Source organism: Enterobacter sp. 01-M-02-SI-ECC (assembly GCF_047530595.1).
GTDB classification, from domain to species: domain Bacteria; phylum Pseudomonadota; class Gammaproteobacteria; order Enterobacterales; family Enterobacteriaceae; genus Enterobacter; species Enterobacter cloacae_M.
Genome location: NZ_JBLKCZ010000020.1, coordinates 17,940 through 39,367, shown reverse-complemented (window position 1 = coordinate 39,367; position 21,428 = coordinate 17,940). Strand labels below are relative to the sequence as shown.

Annotated in this window: 22 protein-coding genes; 16 read left to right on the top strand and 6 right to left on the bottom strand. The window is 57.8% G+C overall.

The annotated features are described in order from the left end of the window. Positions 1 to 46: 46 nt before the first annotated feature. Positions 47 to 367 carry an iron donor protein CyaY gene (cyaY, locus tag ACMWLG_RS20050; RefSeq protein ID WP_045403860.1) on the bottom strand — a complete coding sequence of 107 codons (321 nt, stop codon included), beginning with the start codon at positions 365 to 367 and terminating at the stop codon, positions 47 to 49. 135 nt (positions 368 to 502) lie between these two features. Here cyaY and lptM point away from each other — a divergent pair, with 135 nt between their 5' ends. The 8 genes from lptM (at position 503) to corA (ending at position 7,435) form a co-directional block, all read left to right on the top strand. Continuing rightward, positions 503 to 706 (top strand): LPS translocon maturation chaperone LptM, encoded by a 204-nt coding sequence (gene lptM / locus ACMWLG_RS20045; RefSeq protein ID WP_045403858.1) that lies wholly within the window; start codon positions 503 to 505, stop codon positions 704 to 706. 35 nt (positions 707 to 741) lie between these two features. After that, a complete protein-coding gene (gene dapF, locus ACMWLG_RS20040) occupies positions 742 to 1,566 on the top strand; it encodes a diaminopimelate epimerase (protein ID WP_008501545.1) in 825 nt (274 codons plus the stop codon). Beyond that, positions 1,563 to 2,270, top strand: coding sequence for a DUF484 domain-containing protein (locus ACMWLG_RS20035; protein WP_023309626.1), 708 nt, complete (start codon positions 1,563 to 1,565; stop codon positions 2,268 to 2,270). The genes dapF and ACMWLG_RS20035 overlap by 4 nt, the downstream gene beginning before the upstream one ends. Then, positions 2,267 to 3,169 carry a tyrosine recombinase XerC gene (xerC, locus tag ACMWLG_RS20030; RefSeq protein WP_023309625.1) on the top strand — a complete coding sequence of 301 codons (903 nt, stop codon included), beginning with the start codon at positions 2,267 to 2,269 and terminating at the stop codon, positions 3,167 to 3,169. Before ACMWLG_RS20035 ends, xerC begins: the two co-directional genes overlap by 4 nt. Then, entirely contained in the window at positions 3,169 to 3,885 is a 717-nt protein-coding gene (gene yigB / locus ACMWLG_RS20025; RefSeq protein ID WP_023309624.1) for a 5-amino-6-(5-phospho-D-ribitylamino)uracil phosphatase YigB, read from the top strand. The genes xerC and yigB overlap by 1 nt, the downstream gene beginning before the upstream one ends. A gap of 79 nt (positions 3,886 to 3,964) precedes the next feature. Beyond that, positions 3,965 to 6,127 (top strand): DNA helicase II, encoded by a 2,163-nt coding sequence (uvrD, locus tag ACMWLG_RS20020; protein ID WP_032646073.1) that lies wholly within the window; start codon positions 3,965 to 3,967, stop codon positions 6,125 to 6,127. Between the two features lie 149 nt (positions 6,128 to 6,276). After that, positions 6,277 to 6,333, top strand: a complete 57-nt coding sequence (gene ysgD / locus ACMWLG_RS20015) for a YsgD/CorL family protein (protein ID WP_212743980.1) — start codon at positions 6,277 to 6,279, stop codon at positions 6,331 to 6,333. Between the two features lie 151 nt (positions 6,334 to 6,484). Then, positions 6,485 to 7,435 carry a magnesium/cobalt transporter CorA gene (gene corA / locus ACMWLG_RS20010; protein WP_008501540.1) on the top strand — a complete coding sequence of 317 codons (951 nt, stop codon included), beginning with the start codon at positions 6,485 to 6,487 and terminating at the stop codon, positions 7,433 to 7,435. Positions 7,436 to 7,518: 83 nt separating this feature from the next. Here the strand turns inward: corA and rarD are convergent, their stop codons facing one another. Both rarD and yigI read right to left on the bottom strand, forming a co-directional pair. Next, the gene (gene rarD / locus ACMWLG_RS20005; RefSeq protein ID WP_023309622.1) at positions 7,519 to 8,415 is read right to left on the bottom strand and encodes an EamA family transporter RarD; all 897 of its coding nucleotides are present in this window, start codon (positions 8,413 to 8,415) and stop codon (positions 7,519 to 7,521) included. Positions 8,416 to 8,466: 51 nt separating this feature from the next. Then, positions 8,467 to 8,934, bottom strand: coding sequence for an acyl-CoA thioesterase YigI (gene yigI, locus ACMWLG_RS20000; RefSeq protein ID WP_008501538.1), 468 nt, complete (start codon positions 8,932 to 8,934; stop codon positions 8,467 to 8,469). A gap of 163 nt (positions 8,935 to 9,097) precedes the next feature. Here yigI and pldA point away from each other — a divergent pair, with 163 nt between their 5' ends. From pldA to rhtC, 3 genes are all read left to right on the top strand, one after another. Next, positions 9,098 to 9,967 carry a phospholipase A gene (gene pldA, locus ACMWLG_RS19995; protein WP_045357184.1) on the top strand — a complete coding sequence of 290 codons (870 nt, stop codon included), beginning with the start codon at positions 9,098 to 9,100 and terminating at the stop codon, positions 9,965 to 9,967. A 90-nt stretch (positions 9,968 to 10,057) separates the two neighbouring features. Continuing rightward, positions 10,058 to 11,887 carry an ATP-dependent DNA helicase RecQ gene (gene recQ, locus ACMWLG_RS19990; protein WP_045403854.1) on the top strand — a complete coding sequence of 610 codons (1,830 nt, stop codon included), beginning with the start codon at positions 10,058 to 10,060 and terminating at the stop codon, positions 11,885 to 11,887. 61 nt (positions 11,888 to 11,948) lie between these two features. Beyond that, positions 11,949 to 12,569, top strand: coding sequence for a threonine export protein RhtC (gene rhtC / locus ACMWLG_RS19985; RefSeq protein ID WP_010426287.1), 621 nt, complete (start codon positions 11,949 to 11,951; stop codon positions 12,567 to 12,569). On the opposite strand, the gene rhtB is transcribed toward rhtC, so the two are convergent. Beyond that, a complete protein-coding gene (rhtB, locus tag ACMWLG_RS19980; RefSeq protein WP_045357175.1) occupies positions 12,566 to 13,186 on the bottom strand; it encodes a homoserine/homoserine lactone efflux protein in 621 nt (206 codons plus the stop codon). The two genes, rhtC and rhtB, sit on opposite strands and share 4 nt — an antisense overlap. A 110-nt stretch (positions 13,187 to 13,296) precedes the next feature. Here rhtB and pldB point away from each other — a divergent pair, with 110 nt between their 5' ends. From pldB to ACMWLG_RS19965, 3 genes are all read left to right on the top strand, one after another. Continuing rightward, a complete protein-coding gene (pldB, locus tag ACMWLG_RS19975; RefSeq protein ID WP_045403852.1) occupies positions 13,297 to 14,289 on the top strand; it encodes a lysophospholipase L2 in 993 nt (330 codons plus the stop codon). A 31-nt stretch (positions 14,290 to 14,320) separates the two neighbouring features. Beyond that, positions 14,321 to 15,121 (top strand): sugar/pyridoxal phosphate phosphatase YigL, encoded by an 801-nt coding sequence (gene yigL, locus ACMWLG_RS19970; RefSeq protein WP_023309618.1) that lies wholly within the window; start codon positions 14,321 to 14,323, stop codon positions 15,119 to 15,121. A gap of 82 nt (positions 15,122 to 15,203) precedes the next feature. Further along, complete coding sequence (locus tag ACMWLG_RS19965) at positions 15,204 to 16,103, top strand: carboxylate/amino acid/amine transporter (protein WP_045403850.1); 900 nt, start codon at positions 15,204 to 15,206, stop codon at positions 16,101 to 16,103. Here ACMWLG_RS19965 and metR read toward each other — a convergent pair. Beyond that, positions 15,991 to 16,944: an HTH-type transcriptional regulator MetR gene (gene metR / locus ACMWLG_RS19960; protein WP_023309616.1), complete on the bottom strand. Its 954-nt coding sequence runs from the start codon at positions 16,942 to 16,944 to the stop codon at positions 15,991 to 15,993. The two genes, ACMWLG_RS19965 and metR, sit on opposite strands and share 113 nt — an antisense overlap. A gap of 237 nt (positions 16,945 to 17,181) precedes the next feature. On the opposite strand from metR, the gene metE reads away from it, so the two are divergent. Continuing rightward, the gene (gene metE, locus ACMWLG_RS19955) at positions 17,182 to 19,443 is read left to right on the top strand and encodes a 5-methyltetrahydropteroyltriglutamate--homocysteine S-methyltransferase (RefSeq protein ID WP_045403848.1); all 2,262 of its coding nucleotides are present in this window, start codon (positions 17,182 to 17,184) and stop codon (positions 19,441 to 19,443) included. 84 nt (positions 19,444 to 19,527) lie between these two features. Here metE and ACMWLG_RS19950 read toward each other — a convergent pair whose 3' ends face one another. Next, positions 19,528 to 20,334, bottom strand: coding sequence for a dienelactone hydrolase family protein (locus ACMWLG_RS19950; RefSeq protein WP_023309614.1), 807 nt, complete (start codon positions 20,332 to 20,334; stop codon positions 19,528 to 19,530). A 255-nt stretch (positions 20,335 to 20,589) separates the two neighbouring features. On the opposite strand from ACMWLG_RS19950, the gene udp reads away from it, so the two are divergent. Further along, the gene (gene udp, locus ACMWLG_RS19945) at positions 20,590 to 21,351 is read left to right on the top strand and encodes a uridine phosphorylase (protein ID WP_003860792.1); all 762 of its coding nucleotides are present in this window, start codon (positions 20,590 to 20,592) and stop codon (positions 21,349 to 21,351) included. Positions 21,352 to 21,428: the final 77 nt, after the last annotated feature.

Genomic DNA, 21,428 nt, shown 5'->3' with positions numbered 1-21,428 from the left:
CTCGAACCCGTAGGCCGGGTAAGCGCAGCGCCACCCGGCACCAAAACTATCTGAAACTCACAGCCTCACCCGCCTGCGCGGTCGCCGCCTGTTCCAGCAGATCCCAGAACGGTACGCCGCTGCGGTCGCAAACCCATTCCCCGTCCTTCAGATCGAAATGATAGCCGCCCTGTTTCGCGGCCAGCCACACCTGGTGAAGCGGCTCCTGGCGGTTAATAATAATTTTGCTGCCATTTTCGAAGCTCAGGGTCAGAATGCCGCCGTTGATTTCACAATCGATATCGCTGTCGCCATCCCAGTCGTCAAGACGCTCTTCGATGGTCATCCACAGGGTGTCGGCAAGGCGATGGAATTCACTGTCGTTCATGGTTTTGTTCCTGTTTTTCGTGATGCCGGCAGTATAACCCTAAATAATTCCCGTTGCAGGAAAGCGGCAAACTCTTGCTTTTGTGTCTTCTCCTGCGATGATAGAAACAGATTTGAACTTACGGGCAACTTTATAATGAAAAACGCTTTCCGAACGCTTGCCGTTCTCATCACGCTGTTTAGCCTGACTGGCTGCGGACTGAAGGGACCACTGTACTTCCCACCGGCGGATAAAACCGCGCCGCCGCCGACGAAACCCGCGCAAAGCGGCATTGAGTCTACCACGCCAAATACTAACGATCGTGGCGACAACGGTGGCCCGACTCAGGTTAATCTCTGACGACAACGTTCTGTACCCGCGCAATGGAGCAAATGATGCAGTTCTCTAAAATGCATGGCCTTGGCAACGATTTTATGGTCGTCGACGCGGTAACGCAGAATGTGTTTTTCTCCCCGGAACTGATCCGTCGCCTGGCGGATCGGCATCTGGGCGTGGGGTTCGATCAGCTGCTGGTGGTCGAGCCACCGTACGATCCCGACCTCGATTTCCACTACCGTATTTTTAACGCGGACGGCAGCGAAGTTAACCAGTGCGGCAACGGCGCGCGCTGTTTTGCCCGCTTTGTCCGCCTGAAAGGGCTGACCAACAAGCGTGATATTCGCGTCAGCACGGCCAATGGCCGCATGGTGCTCAGCGTCACCGATGATGAGCTGGTGCGCGTGAACATGGGCGAGCCTAACTTCGAGCCCTCCGTCGTGCCGTTTCGCGCAAACAAAGCGGAAAAGACCTATATTATGCGTGCGGCCGAGCAGACAGTATTGTGCGGCGTCGTCTCAATGGGTAACCCTCACTGCGTGATTCAGGTTGATGATGTGGAAACCGCCGCGGTCGAAACGCTCGGCCCGGTGCTGGAAAGCCACGAACGTTTCCCGGAGCGCGCGAACATCGGCTTTATGCAGGTGGTGAAGCGCGAGCACATTCGCCTGCGGGTTTACGAGCGCGGCGCGGGCGAGACTCAGGCCTGCGGAAGCGGCGCCTGTGCTGCGGTGGCCGTGGGCATCTCTCAGGGGTTACTGGCAGAAGAGGTTCGCGTGGAATTACCGGGCGGCCGGCTTGATATCGCCTGGAAAGGACCGGGTCATCCACTGTATATGACGGGCCCGGCGGCACATGTCTATGACGGGTTTATCCATCTATGAAACAACCAGGGGAAGAACTGCAGGAAACAGTGACGGAACTGGACGACAGAGCTGTTGTTGATTATCTGCTGCGCAATCCTGAGTTCTTTATTCGCAATGCACGCGTCGTCGAAGAGATGCGCGTGCCGCATCCGGTTCGCGGGACCGTGTCGCTGGTCGAATGGCACATGGCGCGCTCGCGCAACCATATCAATCAGCTAGAAGAGAACATGACGCTGCTGATGGAGCAGGCCAGCACCAACGAAAGCCTGTTCTATCGTCTGCTGCATCTGCAGGCGCGTCTGGCGTCGGCGCACAGTCTTGACGAGTTCCTCAGCCGCTTCCACCGCTGGGCTCGCGAGCTGGGGCTGGCGGGCGCAACGATTCGGCTTTTCCCTGACCGCTGGCGCATTGGCGCACCGTCGGGGTTCACCCATCTGGCTCTTAGCCGTCAGGCGTTTGAACCGCTGCGCATTCAGCGTCTGGGCCATGAGCACCACTATCTGGGGCCGCTGAACGGGCCTGAGCTGCTGGTGGTGTTACCGGAAGCCAAAGCGATTGGCTCGGTGGCGATGTCGCTGATGGGGCGCGATGGAGATTTGGGCGTGATGTTATTTACCAGCCGCGATGCGCATCATTATGAGCAGGGGCAAGCTACGCACCTGTTACAAGAGATCGCCCTGATGCTGCCCGAGCTGCTGGAGCGCTGGATTGAGCGCGTATGACGGACGGACTGCTCGCCACTGACGTCTCGCGCTTTCTGCGCTATCTGGGCGTGGAGCGTCAGCTTAGCCCCATTACCCTGCTCAACTACCAGCGTCAGCTTGATGCCATCATGCAGATCGCCGACGAAATCGGCCTGAAAAGCTGGCAACAATGTGACGCTGCGACGGTACGCGGGTTCGTCGTGCGTAGCCGTAAAAAAAATCTCAGCCCGGCAAGCCTGGCGCTCAGGCTCTCGGCGCTGCGCAGTTTCTTCGACTGGCTGGTCAGCCAGGGGGGCTTAAAAGCCAACCCGGCAAAGGGGATCGCCACGCCGAAAGCGCCGCGCCATCTGCCTAAAAATATCGACGTTGACGACGTAAACCGCCTGCTGGATATCGACCTTAACGATCCGCTCGCCGTGCGTGACCGCGCAATGCTGGAGGTGATGTACGGTGCCGGGCTACGTCTGTCAGAGCTGGTTAATCTTGATATCAAACACCTCGATCTGGAGTCCGGTGAAGTGTGGGTAATGGGCAAGGGCAGCAAAGAGCGCCGCCTGCCGATTGGCCGCAATGCAGTTTCCTGGATTGAGCACTGGCTTGACCTGCGCGGGCTGTTTGGCAGCGAAGAGGATGCGCTGTTCCTGTCGAAGCTCGGCAAGCGGATCTCCGCGCGTAACGTCCAGAAGCGCTTTGCGGAGTGGGGCATTAAGCAGGGGCTGAACAGCCACGTTCATCCGCACAAGCTGCGCCACTCCTTTGCGACACACATGCTTGAGTCGAGCGGCGATCTGCGCGGCGTGCAGGAACTGCTTGGCCACGCGAATCTGTCGACCACTCAAATCTATACCCACTTAGACTTCCAACACCTTGCCTCGGTGTATGACGCGGCGCATCCACGCGCCAAACGGGGGAAATAATGCGTTTTTACCGCCCACTTGGTCAGATCTCAGCCCTGACGTTTGACCTTGATGACACCCTTTACGACAACCGCGAGGTGATCCTGCGTACCGAGCAGGAGTCGCTGGCGTTTGTGCAGAACTACCATCCCGCGCTGAAAGCGATGCAGAACAAGGACTTTCAGAAGCTCCGTCAGTCCCTGCGGGAAACCGAGCCGGACATTTACCACGACGTGACCGAATGGCGTCGTCGTGCGGTCGAGCAGGCGATGCTCAATGCCGGCCTGAGCGCGCAGGACGCGGCCATCGGTGCCGAAGCGGCCATGGAAAACTTTGCCAAATGGCGCAGCCGTATCGACGTGCCGCAGGAGACCCACGACACGCTGGCGAAGCTTGCCGAAAAGTGGCCGCTGGTGGCGATCACTAACGGCAATGCTCAGCCGGAGCTGTTTGGCCTCAGCGATTATTTTGAGTTCGTGCTGCGTGCGGGTCCTCACGGGCGCGCGAAGCCATTTAATGATATGTACCATCTGGCGGCAGATAAGCTTAACCTGCCGCTGGGTAACATTCTGCACGTGGGGGATGACCTGACTACGGACGTGGCCGGCGCTATCCGCTGCGGGATGCAGGCCTGCTGGATCAAGCCGGAAAATGCGGAGCTGATGACCGCAACCGACAGCCGTCTTCTGCCGCACGTGGAAATTTCACGGTTGGCATCCCTCACGACGCTGATATAATCATCAATTGTTCTGTATAAATTAACAGGGTTTTGGCGAATGGAAACATTTGCCCGCCCGACATGACGTGACGGTGCCAATGGACGTTTCTTACCTGCTCGACAGCCTTAATGACAAACAGCGTGACGCGGTTGCCGCCTCGCGCACCAACCTGCTGGTGCTGGCTGGAGCGGGCAGTGGTAAGACGCGCGTGCTGGTTCACCGTATCGCCTGGCTGCAGAGCGTGGAAAACTGCTCCCCGTACTCCATCATGGCGGTGACGTTTACCAACAAGGCGGCAGCAGAGATGCGCCACCGTATCGCTCAGCTGATGGGCACCAGCCAGGGCGGCATGTGGGTTGGCACCTTCCACGGCCTGGCGCACCGCCTGTTGCGCGCGCACCATATGGACGCCAACCTGCCGCAGGATTTCCAGATCCTCGACAGCGAAGACCAGCTCCGTCTGCTGAAACGCCTGATCAAGGCGATGAACCTCGATGAGAAGCAGTGGCCGCCGCGTCAGGCGATGTGGTACATCAACGGCCAGAAGGACGAGGGGCTGCGCCCGCACCACATTCAGAGCTTCGGCAACCCGGTCGAGCAGACCTGGCAGAACGTCTACAAGGCCTATCAGGAAGCGTGCGATCGCGCCGGTCTGGTGGATTTTGCCGAGCTGCTGCTGCGCGCCCACGAGCTGTGGCTCAACAAGCCGCACATCCTGCAGCACTACCGTGAACGCTTCACCAATATCCTGGTGGACGAGTTCCAGGATACCAACAACATTCAGTACGCGTGGATCCGCCTGCTGGCCGGTGATACCGGCAAGGTGATGATCGTGGGCGATGATGACCAGTCGATCTACGGCTGGCGCGGGGCGCAGGTAGAAAATATCCAGCGCTTCCTCAACGATTTCCCCGGCGCGGAAACCATCCGTCTGGAGCAGAACTACCGTTCAACCAGCAACATCCTGAGCGCGGCCAACGCCCTGATTGAAAACAACAACGGGCGTCTGGGTAAAAAGCTGTGGACCGACGGCGTCGACGGCGAACCGATTTCGATTTACTGCGCCTTCAACGAGCTCGACGAAGCCCGCTTCGTGGTGAACCGCATCAAAACCTGGCAAGACAACGGCGGCGCGCTGGAGCAGTGCGCCATTCTCTACCGCAGCAACGCCCAGTCGCGCGTGCTGGAAGAGGCGCTGCTGCAGGTGAGCATGCCGTACCGCATTTATGGCGGCATGCGATTCTTCGAACGTCAGGAAATCAAAGATGCGCTGTCGTATCTGCGCCTCATTGCCAACCGTAACGACGACGCGGCGTTTGAGCGCGTGGTCAACACGCCGACCCGCGGGATTGGCGACCGCACGCTGGACGTGGTGCGTCAGGCCTCGCGCGATCGCCAGCTGACGCTGTGGCAGGCGTGCCGCGAGCTGCTGCAGGAAAAAGCGCTCGCCGGACGTGCCGCCAGCGCGTTACAGCGCTTCCTTGAGCTGATTGACGCTCTGGCCCAGGAAACCGCCGACATGCCGCTGCACGTGCAGACTGACCGGGTGATTAAAGACTCCGGCCTGCGAACCATGTACGAGCAGGAGAAAGGCGAGAAGGGCCAGACCCGTATTGAGAACTTAGAGGAACTGGTCACGGCAACGCGCCAGTTCAGCTACAACGAAGAAGACGAAGACCTGATGCCGCTGCAGGCGTTCCTCTCCCACGCCGCGCTGGAAGCGGGTGAAGGGCAGGCGGACACCTGGCAGGATGCGGTTCAGCTGATGACCCTGCACTCCGCCAAAGGTCTGGAGTTCCCGCAGGTGTTTATCGTCGGGATGGAAGAGGGGATGTTCCCGAGCCAGATGTCGCTGGATGAAGGCGGACGTCTGGAAGAGGAACGTCGTCTGGCCTACGTGGGCGTGACGCGCGCGATGCAAAAGCTGACGCTAACCTACGCCGAAACACGCCGTCTGTACGGTAAAGAGGTTTATCACCGTCCGTCGCGCTTCATCGGCGAGCTGCCGGAAGAGTGCGTAGAAGAGGTGCGTCTGCGAGCGAGCATCAGCCGTCCGGTCAGCCATCAGCGCATGGGCTCGCCGATTGCGGAAACCGACACCGGTTACAAGCTGGGCCAGCGCGTGCGCCATTCGAAGTTTGGCGAAGGCACCATTGTGAATCTGGAAGGCAGCGGCGAGCACAGCCGCCTGCAGGTAGCGTTCCAGGGGCAGGGGATCAAATGGCTGGTGGCGGCCTATGCGAAGCTGGAAACAGTCTAACATTCAGAAAAATATCATTATTTTGTAATAATCTGCTAGCCTTATACAGTGAAGGTCAATTAATGCCCTTCAGCGTTCCGTTGCGTGTTGACGCCACAGTTATAGCTGGCGTAACATGCGCGCACGATTACGCTAAGAGGACATTCGCCTTGGACACACCCAGTAGATACTGGCTCAATTCCCTGTCATCCAGGAACAACTCCTAAGGCTATTTCCTCTTGCTGATGGCCTTAGTGGTTGTCAGCGACCTGCATTATTCCCGTCGCGCTGAGTCAGGCTGTTTAATGGTCTGAAACCCAATTTGTTTCTGTGTGCCCACCGAACTGTCCGATATTTTTTGCATTGGGAGTCCCGGTCATGTTGAGCGCATTTCAACTCGAAAATAACCGACTGACTCGGCTTGAAGCCGAAGAGTCACAGCCCCTCATTGATGCCGTATGGGTGGATCTGGTCGAGCCGGACGACGATGAACGCCTTCGCGTACAATCTGAACTGGGGCAAAGCCTGGCAACCCGCCCGGAACTGGAAGACATCGAAGCATCCGCGCGTTTTTTTGAAGACGAAGACGGTCTGCATATTCACTCCTTCTTCTTCTTTGAAGATGCGGAAGACCACGCGGGTAACTCCACCGTGGCGTTTACCATTCGCGACGGCCGTCTGTTTACCCTGCGCGAGCGCGAGCTGCCGGCATTTCGCCTCTACCGCATGCGCGCCCGCAGCCAGGCAATGGTGGACGGTAACGCTTACGAGCTGCTGCTCGATCTGTTCGAGACCAAAATTGAACAGCTGGCGGACGAAATTGAAAATATCTACAGCGATCTGGAAAAGCTTAGCCGCGTGATCATGGAAGGCCATCAGGGCGATGAATACGACGAAGCGCTCTCCACGCTGGCAGAGCTGGAAGATATCGGCTGGAAGGTGCGCTTGTGTCTGATGGATACCCAGCGCGCGCTGAACTTCCTGGTGCGCAAGGCGCGTCTGCCGGGCGGTCAGCTGGAGCAGGCGCGTGAGATCTTACGAGATATCGAATCCCTGCTGCCGCACAACGAATCTCTGTTCCAGAAGGTGAACTTCCTGATGCAGGCGGCGATGGGCTTTATCAACATCGAGCAGAACCGCATCATCAAGATCTTCTCGGTAGTGTCTGTGGTGTTCCTGCCGCCGACGCTGGTGGCGTCCAGCTACGGGATGAACTTTGAGTTTATGCCGGAGCTGAAATGGAGCTTTGGCTACCCGGGGGCGATTATCTTTATGATCCTCGCGGGGCTGGCGCCGTATCTGTACTTTAAGCGCCGGAACTGGCTGTAAAAATCTGGCGGGTGGCGCTGCGCTTACCCGCCTTACGATCGAATTCCCTCTCCCTGTGGGAGAGGGTTAGGGTTAGGGTAACATCACAGCCCTTTGCGCACCCTGCGCTGGGTATAAATCGCATCGGCAACGAAAATCGCCAGCGCCACCCAGATAAAGGCGAACGTTACCATCTTATCCGCCCCCGGCACCTCGCCGTAAAACACCACCGCCAGCAGGAACATCAGCGTCGGGCCAATGTACTGGAAGAAGCCCAGCGTGGAGAGACGCAGACGCGTCGCGGCACCGGTGAAGCACAGCAGTGGAATGGTGGTCACCACGCCCGCCGCCATCAGCATCAGGTTCAGCGACCACGGGTTGCTGCCCATATGGCTGGTGGCGCTGTCGGCGATGCCGAAGAGATAAATCGCCGCCACGGGCAGCAGCCACAGGGTTTCAAACAGCATTCCCGTCTGCGCTTCCACCGCAATCTTCTTACGCACCAGGCCGTAGAACGCAAAGCTGAACGCCAGGCCGAGGGCAATAATCGGCAGCGAGCCGAAGGTCCAGAGCTGCACCAGTACGCCGCAGAAGGCCAGAATCACCGCCACCCACTGCATCCGGCGGAAGCGCTCACCGAGGAAAATCATCCCCAGCACGATATTCACCAGCGGGTTAATGAAGTACCCCAGGCTCGCTTCGAGCATGTGATGATTATTCACCGCCCAGATAAACAGCAGCCAGTTGCCGCCAATCAGCACCGCTGAGAGCGCCAGCAGGAAAATCTTTTTCGGGGTTTGCAGCAGCGTTTTTACGCCCGACCACTGACGGCTGAGGCTCATCAGCGCAATCATAAAGAAGAATGACCAGATAACGCGGTGAGTCAGGATCTCATCGGCCGGAACGTAGGCGATAAGCTTGAAATACGCCGGGGCGATACCCCAAATAAAATAAGCGGCAAGGGCGAGTAAAACGCCCTGCCGCGTCTGTTTAGCATCCATCGGGAAAATCCGTTACAAAAAAGTGAATTAATTTTACCCGATTTTGCCGCCTCAACCCACCATATAAGTGGCGGTTGCGCTGGCGATATACACCTGTTCTTCGTTGTGTAATTCAACGCGCGCCACGGCAACTTTATTTCCCGCGCGCAGCAGGCTGCTGGTACAGGTAAAGCGATTTCCGCGCCCCGGGCGAAGATAGTCGACGCGCAAATCAATGGTGCCCATGCGCGCCAGACGCTGGCGGAGTTCGTCTTCGTTGATGGTGTCATGGCGGGTCAGCGTGCTGCCCACGCAGACCAGACCTGCCGCCACGTCCAGCGCGGAGGCAATCACGCCGCCGTGCAAAATGCTTTGCGCCCAGTTACCTACCATCATCGGCTGGTTGTTGAAGCTCAGCTGGGCAAAGTCTTTCTCGTAACGTTCCAGCTCCAGTCCCAGCGCGCGGTTAAACGGCATATGGTAAACAAAAATCTCGCCCACGAGTTTTAACACTTCTTCGGCGGTAAGCATGGCTGACATGAGGCATCACATCCTTATTGTTAACGAAATGTTGATTTTATGCCTCGGCAACAAGGAATTCCACTTTCAGAAACGAGGATGCAGCAGTTGTCGCAGAAGTCTGTAGAATGTTCGCCACATAACTATTCAGCTAATTTTACTCTTTTGCAGGAGAACACCACCGATGCGGACGTATCTGGCCTGGTTACTGGCGGCGGTTGCGCTGCCCCTCACAGCATATGCGCAGGAAGCGACGATTAAAGAGGTGCATGATAAACCTGCCGTTCACGGTAGCATTATCGCGAACCTTCTTCAGGAGCATGACAATCCGTTCACGCTCTATCCGTATGACACCAACTATGTGATTTATACCCAGACCAGCGATCTCAACAAAGAGGCGATAAGCTCCTATAACTGGTCTGATAATGCGCGTAAAGATGAGGTGAAGTTCCAGCTCAGCCTCGCGTTCCCGTTCTGGCGCGGTATTCTGGGGCCAAACTCGGTGCTCGGGGCGTCTTACACCCAGAAATCCTGGTGGCAGCTCTCTAACAGCGGAGAGTCCTCACCGTTCCGTGAAACCAACTATGAGCCGCAGCTGTTCCTCGGTTTTGCAACGGATTATGAGTTTGCGGGCTGGACGCTGCGTGACGTCGAAGTGGGCTTTAACCATGATTCCAACGGTCGTTCTGACCCGACATCCCGTAGCTGGAACCGTGCCTATACGCGTCTGATGGCGCAGAACGGTAACTGGATGGTGGAAGTGAAGCCGTGGTATGTGGTCGGCAGCACGGATGACAATCCGGACATCACCAAATATATGGGCTACTACCAGCTTAAAGTCGGCTATCAGTTAGGTGATGCCGTGCTCAGCGCCAAAGGCCAGTACAACTGGAACACCGGCTACGGCGGTGCGGAAGTGGGCTTAAGCTATCCCATGACGAAGCATGTCCGCATCTATACTCAGGTGTACAGCGGTTACGGCGAGTCGCTTATCGATTACAACTTCAACCAGACCCGCGTCGGCGTGGGCGTGATGCTGAACGATATTCTCTAGGCTGTTCGAATGTTTTTGCGTTAAACGTTGAAGTTTCTCTCTCAGGCGCTGAAAATAGCGCCTGTTTCATTTCTGGCATATGGGGTTAACGTGGCGCAGGCGGAAGTATTGAATCAGGAGTCGCTGGCTAAACAGGTTTTGCATGAAACCTTTGGCTACCAGCAGTTCCGCCCTGGCCAGGAAACCATCATTGAAACGGTGCTGGAAGGTCGTGATTGCCTGGTGGTGATGCCGACCGGTGGCGGTAAGTCCCTCTGTTATCAGGTGCCCGCGCTGGTGCTTAACGGCCTGACGGTCGTGGTATCCCCTCTCATTTCTCTGATGAAAGACCAGGTTGACCAGCTGCTCGCCAACGGCGTGGCGGCAGCCTGTCTTAACTCGACCCAAACCCGGGAGCAGCAGCAAGAGGTGATGGCCGGGTGCCGCACCGGGCAGATCCGCCTGCTGTATATCGCCCCGGAACGCCTGATGCTGGATAACTTCCTCGATCACCTGGCGCACTGGAACCCGGTGCTGCTGGCGGTGGATGAAGCGCACTGTATTTCCCAGTGGGGACACGATTTCCGCCCGGAATACGCGGCCCTCGGCCAGCTGCGTCAGCGCTTCCCCGAGCTGCCGTTTATGGCGCTTACCGCCACGGCGGATGACACCACGCGGCTGGATATCGTTCGCCTGCTCGGGCTAAACGACCCGTATATTCAGGTCAGCAGCTTTGACCGCCCTAACATCCGCTACATGCTGATGGAAAAATTCAAGCCGCTGGATCAGCTCCTGCGCTATGTCCAGGAGCAGCGCGGCAAGTCCGGCATCATCTACTGCAACAGCCGCGCGAAGGTGGAGGACACCGCCGCGCGTCTGCAAAATCGCGGCTTTAGCGCCGCCGCCTATCACGCCGGGTTAGAGAACCACATCCGCGCGGACGTGCAGGAGAAATTCCAGCGTGACGACCTGCAGATCGTCGTCGCGACCGTGGCGTTCGGAATGGGCATCAACAAGCCGAACGTGCGCTTTGTGGTGCATTTCGACATCCCGCGCAATATCGAATCCTACTATCAGGAAACCGGCCGCGCCGGGCGTGACGGTCTGCCTGCGGAAGCGATGCTGTTTTACGATCCGGCCGATATGGCGTGGCTGCGCCGCTGTCTGGAAGAGAAGCCGCAGGGACAGCTGCAGGATATCGAGCGCCACAAGCTCAACGCGATGGGCGCGTTTGCCGAAGCGCAAACCTGCCGTCGTCTGGTGCTGCTCAACTACTTTGGTGAAGGGCGCCAGGAGCCGTGCGGCAACTGCGATATCTGCCTCGATCCGCCAAAGCAGTACGATGGCCTGATGGACGCGCGTAAGGCGCTCTCGACCATTTACCGTGTGAATCAACGCTTCGGGATGGGCTACGTGGTGGAGGTGCTGCGCGGCGCCAATAACCAGCGTATCCGCGATATGGGCCACGACAAGCTGCCGGTCTACGGTATTGGCAAGGAGCAGAGCCACGAACACTGGGTGAGTATCATTCGCCAGCTGATCCACCTCGGCTTCGCCACGCAGAACATTGCCCAGCATTCCGCCCTGCAGCTGACCGAAGCGGCGCGTCCGGTGCTGCGCGGTGACGTTGAACTCAAGCTCGCCGTGCCGCGCGTTATCGCCCTGAAACCGCGGGTGATGCAGAAATCCTACGGCGGTAACTACGATCGCAAGCTGTTCGCCAAACTGCGCAAGCTGCGTAAAGCCATCGCTGACGAAGAAAACATCCCGCCTTACGTGGTGTTCAACGACGCGACGCTGATCGAAATGGCTGAGCAGATGCCGCTCAGCGCCAGCGAAATGCTCAGCGTCAACGGCGTCGGTACGCGCAAGCTGGAGCGCTTCGGTAAAGAGTTTATGGCGCTCATCCGTTCGCACGTTGATGGTGATGATGAGGAGTAGTCAGCCGGGCGAAAAAGTGCCAGGATGATGACTCACTGAATTATTTCCCCGCGAGCTAATTATGTTAATGCTATTTCTCACCGTGGCGTTAGTGCACATCGTTGCGCTGATGAGCCCCGGCCCGGACTTTTTCTTCGTATCACAAACCGCCGTCAGCCGCTCCCGCAAAGAGGCGATGATGGGCGTGCTCGGTATCACCATGGGCGTTATGGTCTGGGCGGCCGTTGCGCTGCTCGGTCTGAACCTGATTCTGGCGAAAATGGCCTGGCTGCATAACATCATTATGGTCGGCGGCGGGCTGTACCTGTGCTGGATGGGCTACCAGATGCTGCGCGGGGCGCTGAAGAAAGAAGAGAAAAAACCGGAAGAGCCAAAGGTGGAGCTGGCTACGGGCGGCCGCAGCTTTGTAAAAGGGCTGCTGACCAATCTGGCGAACCCGAAAGCCATTATCTATTTCGGCTCGGTGTTCTCGCTGTTTGTCGGCGATAGCGTCGGCGCAGGCGCACGCTGGGGAATCTTCCTGCTGATCGTCGTTGAAACCTTTGCCTGGTTTACTATCGTGGCCAGCCTGTTTGCCTTACCGGCGATGCGCCGCGGCTATCAGCGTATCGCGAAGTGGATTGACGGCTTCGCCGGCGCGCTGTTCGCCGGCTTCGGCATTCATCTCATCATTTCTCGCTAAGCGTGACGCGCTGACGCAAGCAGCGCGCCAACCAGCATAAACAGCGAGCCAAAGACTTTATTCAGGGCCTTCATCTGCTTAGGCCCTTTAATCCACGCCGCAATTCGCTGCGCCAGCGTCGCGTAACCAATCATCACGATGATATCGACGATAATAGTGGTCGCGCCCAGCACCACGTACTGCATCACCTGGGGCTGATGCGGAACGATAAACTGCGGGAACAGCGCGGCGAGGAAAACGATGCTCTTCGGGTTGGTCAGGTTGACGAATACCGCACGCTTAAACAGATGGCCGCGGTTTTGCGTCAGAGCCAGCGTATTCAGGTTGATGGAGCCTGCCGCGCGCCACTGCTGGATGCCGAGCCAAATCAGATACGCTGCCCCGGCCCATTTCAGCACCTCAAAGGCCAGCACGGAGCGGGAGAACAGGGTCCCCAGACCGATCCCGACCAGCACAATATGAATGCCCAGCCCGGTCTGCAAACCGGCAATCGACGCCGCCGCACCGCGATAGCCGTGATTGATGGAGGTGGTCATGGTGTTAATAGCCCCCGAGCCCGGAGAAAGGCTGAGGATAATGGATGTCAGCAGGTAGGCGAACCACCATTCGAAGGTCATTTGAAACTCCCGAACCGTCTATTTTTATGCCACAATACGCTATTATTGAGTCATTTTGTGACCGGTGACGAAAAAAACGATATTCCCTGGATTACGTGAGTGGAAACCCAATGTTTCAGCAGAAAAAGGACTGGGAAACACGAGAAAACGCTTTTGCTGCTTTCTCTATGGGGCCGCTGACCGATTTCTGGCGGCAGCGTGAGGAAGATGAGTTTACGGGCGTCGGGGGCATCCCGGTGCGTTTCGTTCGTTTCCGAAATGAAAAAAATGACCGGGTGATTGTGGTCTGCCCCGGGCGTATTGAAAGCTACGTTAAATACGCCGAGCTGGCCTATGACCTGGTCCATATGGGGTTCGATGTTCTGATCATCGACCATCGTGGACAGGGGCTGTCCGGACGTATGCTGCCGGACACGCACCGTGGGCACGTCGATCGCTTTAGCGATTACGTCGACGATTTTGCCGCGTTCTGGCAGCAGGACGTTCAGCCCGGCCCCTGGCGCAAGCGGTATATTCTTGCGCACTCCATGGGCGGCGCCATTTCGACGCTGTTTTTGCAGCGTTATGCGCACGAGTGCGACGCCATTGCGCTCACCGCGCCGATGTACGGTATCGTGATCCGTTTTCCTGACTGGATGGTGCGCCATCTTCTTGACTGGGCTGAGGGCCATCAGCGCATTCGTGAAGGTTACGCCATTGGCACAGGACGCTGGCGCGCGCTGCCGTTCGCCATCAACGTCTTAACCCATAGCCGGCAGCGTTATCGCCGCAACCTGCGCTTTTATGCCGATGAACCGCGCTTGCGCGTCGGCGGCCCGACCTGGCACTGGGTGCGGGAGGGGATTCTGGCCGGTGAGCAGGTGCTGGCGGGCGTGGGCGATGATGACACGCCGACGCTTCTGATTCAGGCGGAGGAAGAGCGTGTGGTGGATAACCGCATGCACGACCGCTATTGTGAACTGCGCGCTGCAGCCGGTCACCCTTGTGAAGGGGGTAAACCGCTGGTCATTGACGGCGCGTTCCATGAGATCCTTTTTGAAAAGGACGCTATGCGCTCAGTCGCGCTTAACGCCATTGTTGAATTTTTCAACAGGCATAATTGATTCTTGTTTTCCACCAGAGGTTGAAATCCCTATGTACCAGGTTGTTGCATCTGATTTAGATGGCACGCTGCTTTCCCCCGACCACACCCTGTCGCCTTACGCGAAAGAGACCTTAAAACTCCTGACTGCCCGTGGCGTGAACTTTGTGTTCGCCACCGGCCGCCACCACGTGGACGTAGGGCAGATCCGCGATAATCTTGAGATCAAATCGTACATGATCACCTCCAACGGTGCGCGCGTGCATGATACCGACGGCAACCTGATCTTTACCCACAATCTGGATCGCGATATTGCCGCCGATCTGTTCGGCGTGGTGCATGACAACCCGGCTATCGTTACTAACGTTTACCGCGACGACGACTGGTTTATGAACCGCCACCGCCCGGATGAAATGCGTTTCTTCAAGGAAGCGGTATTCAACTACTCCCTTTACGAACCGGGCCTGCTGGAGCCGGAAGGGATCAGCAAGGTGTTCTTCACCTGTGACAGCCACGAAGAGCTGCTCCCGCTGGAACAGGCGATCAACGCCCGCTGGGGCGATCGCGTCAACGTGAGCTTCTCAACCCTGACCTGTCTGGAAGTAATGGCGGGTGGCGTCTCCAAAGGTCACGCGCTGGAAGCGGTTGCGAAACGCCTGGGCTTCGGGCTGAAAGACTGTATCGCCTTCGGTGACGGCATGAACGACGCCGAGATGCTTTCGATGGCGGGTAAGGGCTGCATCATGCAGAACGCGCACCAGCGTCTGAAGGATCTGCACCCTGAGCTGGAAGTGATTGGTTCTAACGCTGACAACGCGGTACCGAAGTATCTGCGTAAACTGTTCCTTGAATAATCTTCATTCGGTTGTTTATTGCTCAGTTGTCAACTAAAGAGTTCGCTACAATGCCTGTCCTTCTTTCTGAGAGACAAGCATTGTGGCGCTACTCATTATCACCACTATCCTGTGGGCCTTCTCCTTTAGCCTGATTGGCGAATACCTTGCCGGTTCGGTCGACAGCTACTTCTCGGTGCTGATGCGCGTGGGGCTGGCGGCGCTGGTGTTCCTGCCGTTTCTGCGCACGCGCGGGCAATCGCTGAAAACGATTGTGCTGTATATGCTGGTGGGGGCGATGCAGCTCGGCATCATGTATCTGTTCAGCTTCCGAGCCTACGTCTACCTGTCCGTCTCCGAATTCCTGCTCTTTACCGTGCTGACGCCGCTCTACATCACGCTGATATACGATCTGCTTAGTAAACGCCGTCTGCGCTGGGGATACCTGCTGAGCGCCGCGCTGGCGGTGATCGGCGCGGCGATTATTCGCTACGACAAAGTGAGCGATCACTTCTGGACCGGGCTGATGTTCGTCCAGCTCGCCAACATCAGTTTCGCCATCGGCATGGTGGGCTACAAACGCCTGATGGAAACCCGCCCGATGCCGCAGCATAACGCGTTCGCATGGTTCTATATGGGCGCCGCGATTGTCGCGGTGGCGGCGTGGTTTATGCTCGGTAATCCGCAAAAGCTGCCGACCGCCGCCGTGCAGTGGGGCGTTCTGGTCTGGCTGGGCGTAGTGGCGTCAGGGCTGGGGTACTTCATGTGGAACTACGGCGCTACGCAGGTAGACGCCGGTACGCTGGGGATCATGAACAACGTGCATGTCCCGGCAGGGTTGCTGGTCAACCTCGCCATCTGGCAGCAACAGCCGCACTGGCCGAGCTTCCTTATTGGGGGAGCGGTGATCCTGGCTTCGCTGTGGGTCCATCGCCGATGGGTCGCTCCGCGCTCCGCACAAACGGAAGATGGTCGCACGCGTGGTTCCGCGCTGAGCGAATAAACGCCTCCGTAATCGGCTGACGCTGCTCGCCATCGCGCACGGCGGCGTACAGTCGGCTCCACAGTCCTTCACCCAGGGTTTTGGTCTGCACCAGACCCTGGCGTTCAAAACTCTCCACCACCCAGTGCGGCAGCGCCGCGATACCCATTCTGGCCGCCACCATCTGAATCAGCAGCAGGGTGTTATCCACGCTTTTCAGCTGCGGACTGATGCCTGCCGGCTGCAGGAAGTGGCGCCAGATATCCAGACGACTACGCTGGACCGGGTAAATCAGCAGCGTTTCTGTCGCCAGGTCTTCCGGCGTGATGCGCGTTTTGGCGGCCAGCGGGTGGTCCGGCGCCAGCACCAGGCGCACTTCATAATCAAACATCGGCGAATAGTGCAGGCCGCTGCGCGGCAGGATGTCAGAGGTCATGACCAGATCCAGCTCGCCCTGCTGCAGCGAGGGCTGCGGGTCGAACGTCACGCCGGATTTAAAGTCCATCTCCACCTGCGGCCATTTCTGGCGGAAGTTCTCAAGCGCGGGGGTCAGCCACTGAATACAGCTGTGGCACTCAATGGCGATGCGCAGTTTGGTCTGCTGCGGTTCGTTACACGCCTGCAGCGCGCTCGCGATTTGCGGCAGGACCTGATTCGCCAGCTGAAGGAGAATTTCACCCTGCGGCGTAAAGCGTAGCGGCTGGCTCTTACGCACAAAAAGACGGAAGCCGAGGCGTTGTTCCAGATCGCTGAACTGGTGAGAAAGGGCAGACTGGGTCTGGTGCAGCGTGGCCGCAGCCGCCGCGAGCGAACCGCAGTTCCGCAACGCTTGTAGCGTTTTCAGGTGTTTAATCTCGATCATGAAAGTCCTTCACTTCGCCATGAACATTTTGCGCTTGAGGAATATACAGTAACTGCCAATTATGGATGTGTAAACATCTGGACGGCTAAAATCCTTCGTCATTTAAATTTATGGTGCGTTGGCTGCGTTTACTCACCCCGGCCACTTACTCATGTAAGCTCCCGGGGATGAGCAAACTTGCCGCCTTCCCTAAATTCAAAATCCAAAGGATTTACAATTAATTAGAGGAAGAAAAACATGACAATCCGCAATCACACTCTCGGTTTCCCTCGCGTCGGCCTGCGTCGCGAGCTGAAAAAAGCGCAAGAAAGCTACTGGGCGGGTAATACCACCCGCGAAGAGCTGCTGGCGGTAGGACGCGAGCTGCGCGCCCGCCACTGGGATCAGCAAAAACAGGCGGGCATTGACCTGCTGCCGGTGGGCGATTTCGCCTGGTACGACCATGTTCTGACGACCAGCCTGCTGCTTGGCAACGTGCCGGCTCGTCATCAGAACAAAGATGGATCGGTAGATATCGATACCCTGTTCCGCATCGGCCGTGGCCGCGCGCCAACGGGTGAGCCAGCGGCAGCGGCGGAAATGACCAAGTGGTTCAACACCAACTATCACTATATGGTGCCGGAATTCGTCAAAGGCCAGCAGTTCAGGCTGGCCTGGACGCAGCTTCTGGACGAAGTGGATGAAGCGCTGGCGCTGGGCCACCAGGTGAAACCGGTGCTGCTCGGGCCGGTAACGTACCTGTGGCTGGGCAAAGTAAAGGGCGAGCCGTTTGACCGACTCAGCCTGCTGAAGGATATTCTGCCGGTCTACAAACAGGTGCTGAGTGAGCTGGGCAAACGCGGCATTCAGTGGGTGCAAATCGACGAACCGGCGCTGGTGCTTGAGCTGCCGCAGGATTGGCTCGATGCCTTCAAACCGGCGTATGACGCGCTCACCGGTCAGGTAAAACTCCTGCTGACGACCTATTTTGAAGGCGTGACGCCGAACCTGAAGACCATTACCGCGCTGCCGGTTCAAGGCCTGCACGTTGATCTCGTACACGGTAAAGACGATGTCGCGGAACTGCACAAGCGCCTGCCAGCGGACTGGCTGCTCTCTGCCGGGCTGATCAATGGCCGTAACGTCTGGCGCGCCGATCTCACCGAGAAATACGCACAAATCAAAGACATCGTCGACAAACGTGAGCTGTGGGTGGCCTCATCTTGTTCCCTGCTGCACAGTCCGATCGATCTGAGCGTGGAAACCCGTCTCGACCCTGAAGTAAAAAGCTGGTTTGCCTTCGCGCTGCAAAAATGTGAAGAGCTGACCCTGCTGCGCGACGCGCTGAACAGCGGCGACACGGCGGCAATTACCGAATGGAGCGCCCCGATCCAGGCGCGTCGTCACTCGGCGCGCGTGCACAACCCGGCGGTGGAAAAACGCCTGGCGGCCATCACCGCCCGGGACAGCCAGCGTCAGAGCCCGTACGAGGTGCGCGCTGAAGCGCAGCGCGCCCGCTTCAATCTGCCCGCGTGGCCAACAACGACGATCGGTTCTTTCCCGCAAACTACGGAGATCCGCGGCCTGCGCCTGGACTTTAAAAAGGGCAATCTGGATGCGAATCACTACCGCACCGGCATCGCGGAACACATCAAGCAGGCGATTATCGAGCAGGAGCGCCTGGGGCTGGACGTGCTGGTGCACGGCGAGGCCGAGCGTAACGACATGGTGGAATACTTCGGCGAGCACCTGGACGGCTTCGTCTTTACCCAGAACGGCTGGGTGCAGAGCTACGGCTCCCGCTGCGTCAAGCCGCCGGTGGTTATCGGTGACGTCAGCCGCCCGGAAGCGATCACCGTGGAGTGGGCGAAGTATGCCCAGTCCCTGACCGACAAGCCGGTAAAAGGGATGCTGACCGGTCCGGTGACCATTCTCTGCTGGTCGTTCCCGCGTGAAGACGTGACCCGTGAAACCATCGCCAAACAGATTGCCCTGGCGCTGCGTGATGAAGTGGCGGATCTGGAAGCGGCAGGCATTGGCATTATCCAGATTGACGAGCCGGCGCTGCGCGAAGGCCTGCCGCTGCGCCGCAGCGACTGGGATGCCTACCTGCAGTGGGGCGTGGAGGCGTTCCGCATCAACGCTGCGGTGGCGAAGGATGACACCCAGATCCACACCCACATGTGTTACTGCGAATTTAACGACATCATGGATTCGATTGCCGCGCTGGACGCCGACGTGATCACCATCGAGACCTCGCGTTCAGACATGGAGCTGCTGGAGTCGTTTGAAGAGTTCGACTACCCGAATGAAATCGGGCCGGGCGTGTACGATATTCACTCCCCGAACGTGCCGAGCGTGGAGTGGATTGAAGCCCTGCTAAAAAAAGCGGCCCAGCGCATTCCGGCAGAGCGCCTGTGGGTGAACCCGGACTGCGGACTGAAAACCCGCGGCTGGCCGGAGACGCGCGCGGCGCTGGCGAACATGGTGAAGGCGGCGCAGAACCTGCGTCAGGCGTAGCGGTGCTGGATTGCCTGGTGGCGAAAACGCTTACCCGGCCTACCTGTTGGCCCGGTAAGGCATAGCCGCCACCGGGCTTTTTTATTACGCTTTCTTACCGCCGTACTGGCTAAACCACGCCAGCATTCTCTGCCAGCCATCTTTGGCTGATTCTGCGTGATAGCTCGGACGATAATCGGCATTAAACGCGTGCCCGGCATCCGGATACACCACGATCTCCGCCTTCGCATTTGCCGCGCGGAGCGCATGGCGCATGGTCTCAACCGAATCCAGCGAAATGCCGGTGTCCTGACCGCCGTAAAGCCCTAACACGGGGGCATTTAACTCGGTGGCGATATCGACGGGATGTTTCGGTGAATTCAGCGTTTTTTCACCCACCAGTTTGCCGTACCAGGCGACAGCGGCTTTGAGCTGCGGGTTATGCGCGGCATACAGCCAGCTAATGCGTCCGCCCCAGCAGAAACCGGTGACCAGAAGACGATGCGGATCGCCGCCGTTGCGCGCCGCCCAGCTGGCGACGTGGTCGAGATCGGCCAGCACCTGCGCGTCCGGGACTTTGCTCACCAGGTTGCTGAGCAATGTTGGAATATCGCTGTAGTCGTTCGGATCGCCCTGACGGAAGTAGAGCTCTGGCGCAACGGCCAGATACCCTTCCAGCGCCAGCCGGCGGCAGAGATCGCGAATGTGTTCGTGAACACCGAAAATTTCCTGTACCACGATCACGATGGGCAGCGGGCCGTCCGCCGATTTTGGCCGTGCGTGGTAAGCAGGCATGTTCTCTCCCTGCGTGGGAATAGAGGTCTCGCCCGCGGTAATTGCCGCTTCTGGCGTCGACACAATGGTTGAAGCATGTGGGGCCGCAGCAGGTGCAAAACCGGTTTTTTCAGTCATGGCATTCTCCGTACCAATGAGTTAGCGCAAAGGTAAATATAGACACCAGGTTAACAACTCACAGTGCCTTAAACGGTCTATCTTTTGTGCAGCACCTGGCGATATAACTTGTTAATGTGATGTAAATCACTTTTTTATGGAAATTCAATGTAATCATTTTCATTCATGGTGAGGTATGTCACGAAAATATGCTTACTGCTTCTGTAAAGTACCGTTTTACTTCTTCTGACTAACCGACCCACAGAGGAGTCACCTATGTCTAAGTCTGATGTTTTTCATCTCGGCCTCACCAAAAACGATTTACAAGGGGCTACGCTCGCTATCGTCCCTGGCGATCCTGAGCGTGTGGAAAAGATCGCCGCGCTGATGGATAAGCCGGTCAAGCTGGCTGCCCATCGTGAGTTCACCACCTGGCGCGCAGAGCTGGATGGCAAAGCGGTGATCGTGTGCTCTACCGGTATCGGTGGTCCGTCTACGTCTATTGCTGTTGAAGAGCTGGCACAACTGGGCATCCGTACTTTCCTGCGTATCGGCACCACCGGCGCTATCCAGCCGCACATCAACGTGGGTGACGTGCTGGTCACGACCGCGTCCGTTCGTCTGGACGGCGCAAGCCTGCACTTTGCACCGATGGAATTCCCGGCAGTGGCTGATTTCGAATGCACCACCGCGCTGGTTGAAGCCGCGAAATCCGTGGGCGCAACTACCCACGTGGGCGTCACCGCCTCTTCCGACACCTTCTACCCGGGCCAGGAACGTTACGACACCTTCTCAGGCCGCGTGGTAAGCCGTTTCAAAGGCTCAATGGAAGAGTGGCAGTCCATGGGCGTGATGAACTACGAAATGGAATCCGCAACGCTGCTGACCATGTGCGCAAGCCAGGGTCTGCGTGCCGGTATGGTGGCGGGCGTTATCGTCAACCGCACCCAGCAGGAGATCCCGAACGCCGAAACCATGAAGCAGACCGAAAGTCATGCGGTGAAAATCGTGGTGGAAGCCGCGCGTCGCCTGATCTAATCCTCTCTTCTGAAATCAAAGGCCGACGCGTTCGGCCTTTATTTTTTGCGTAGCGCCTCGCAGGAAAACCCTTTCAA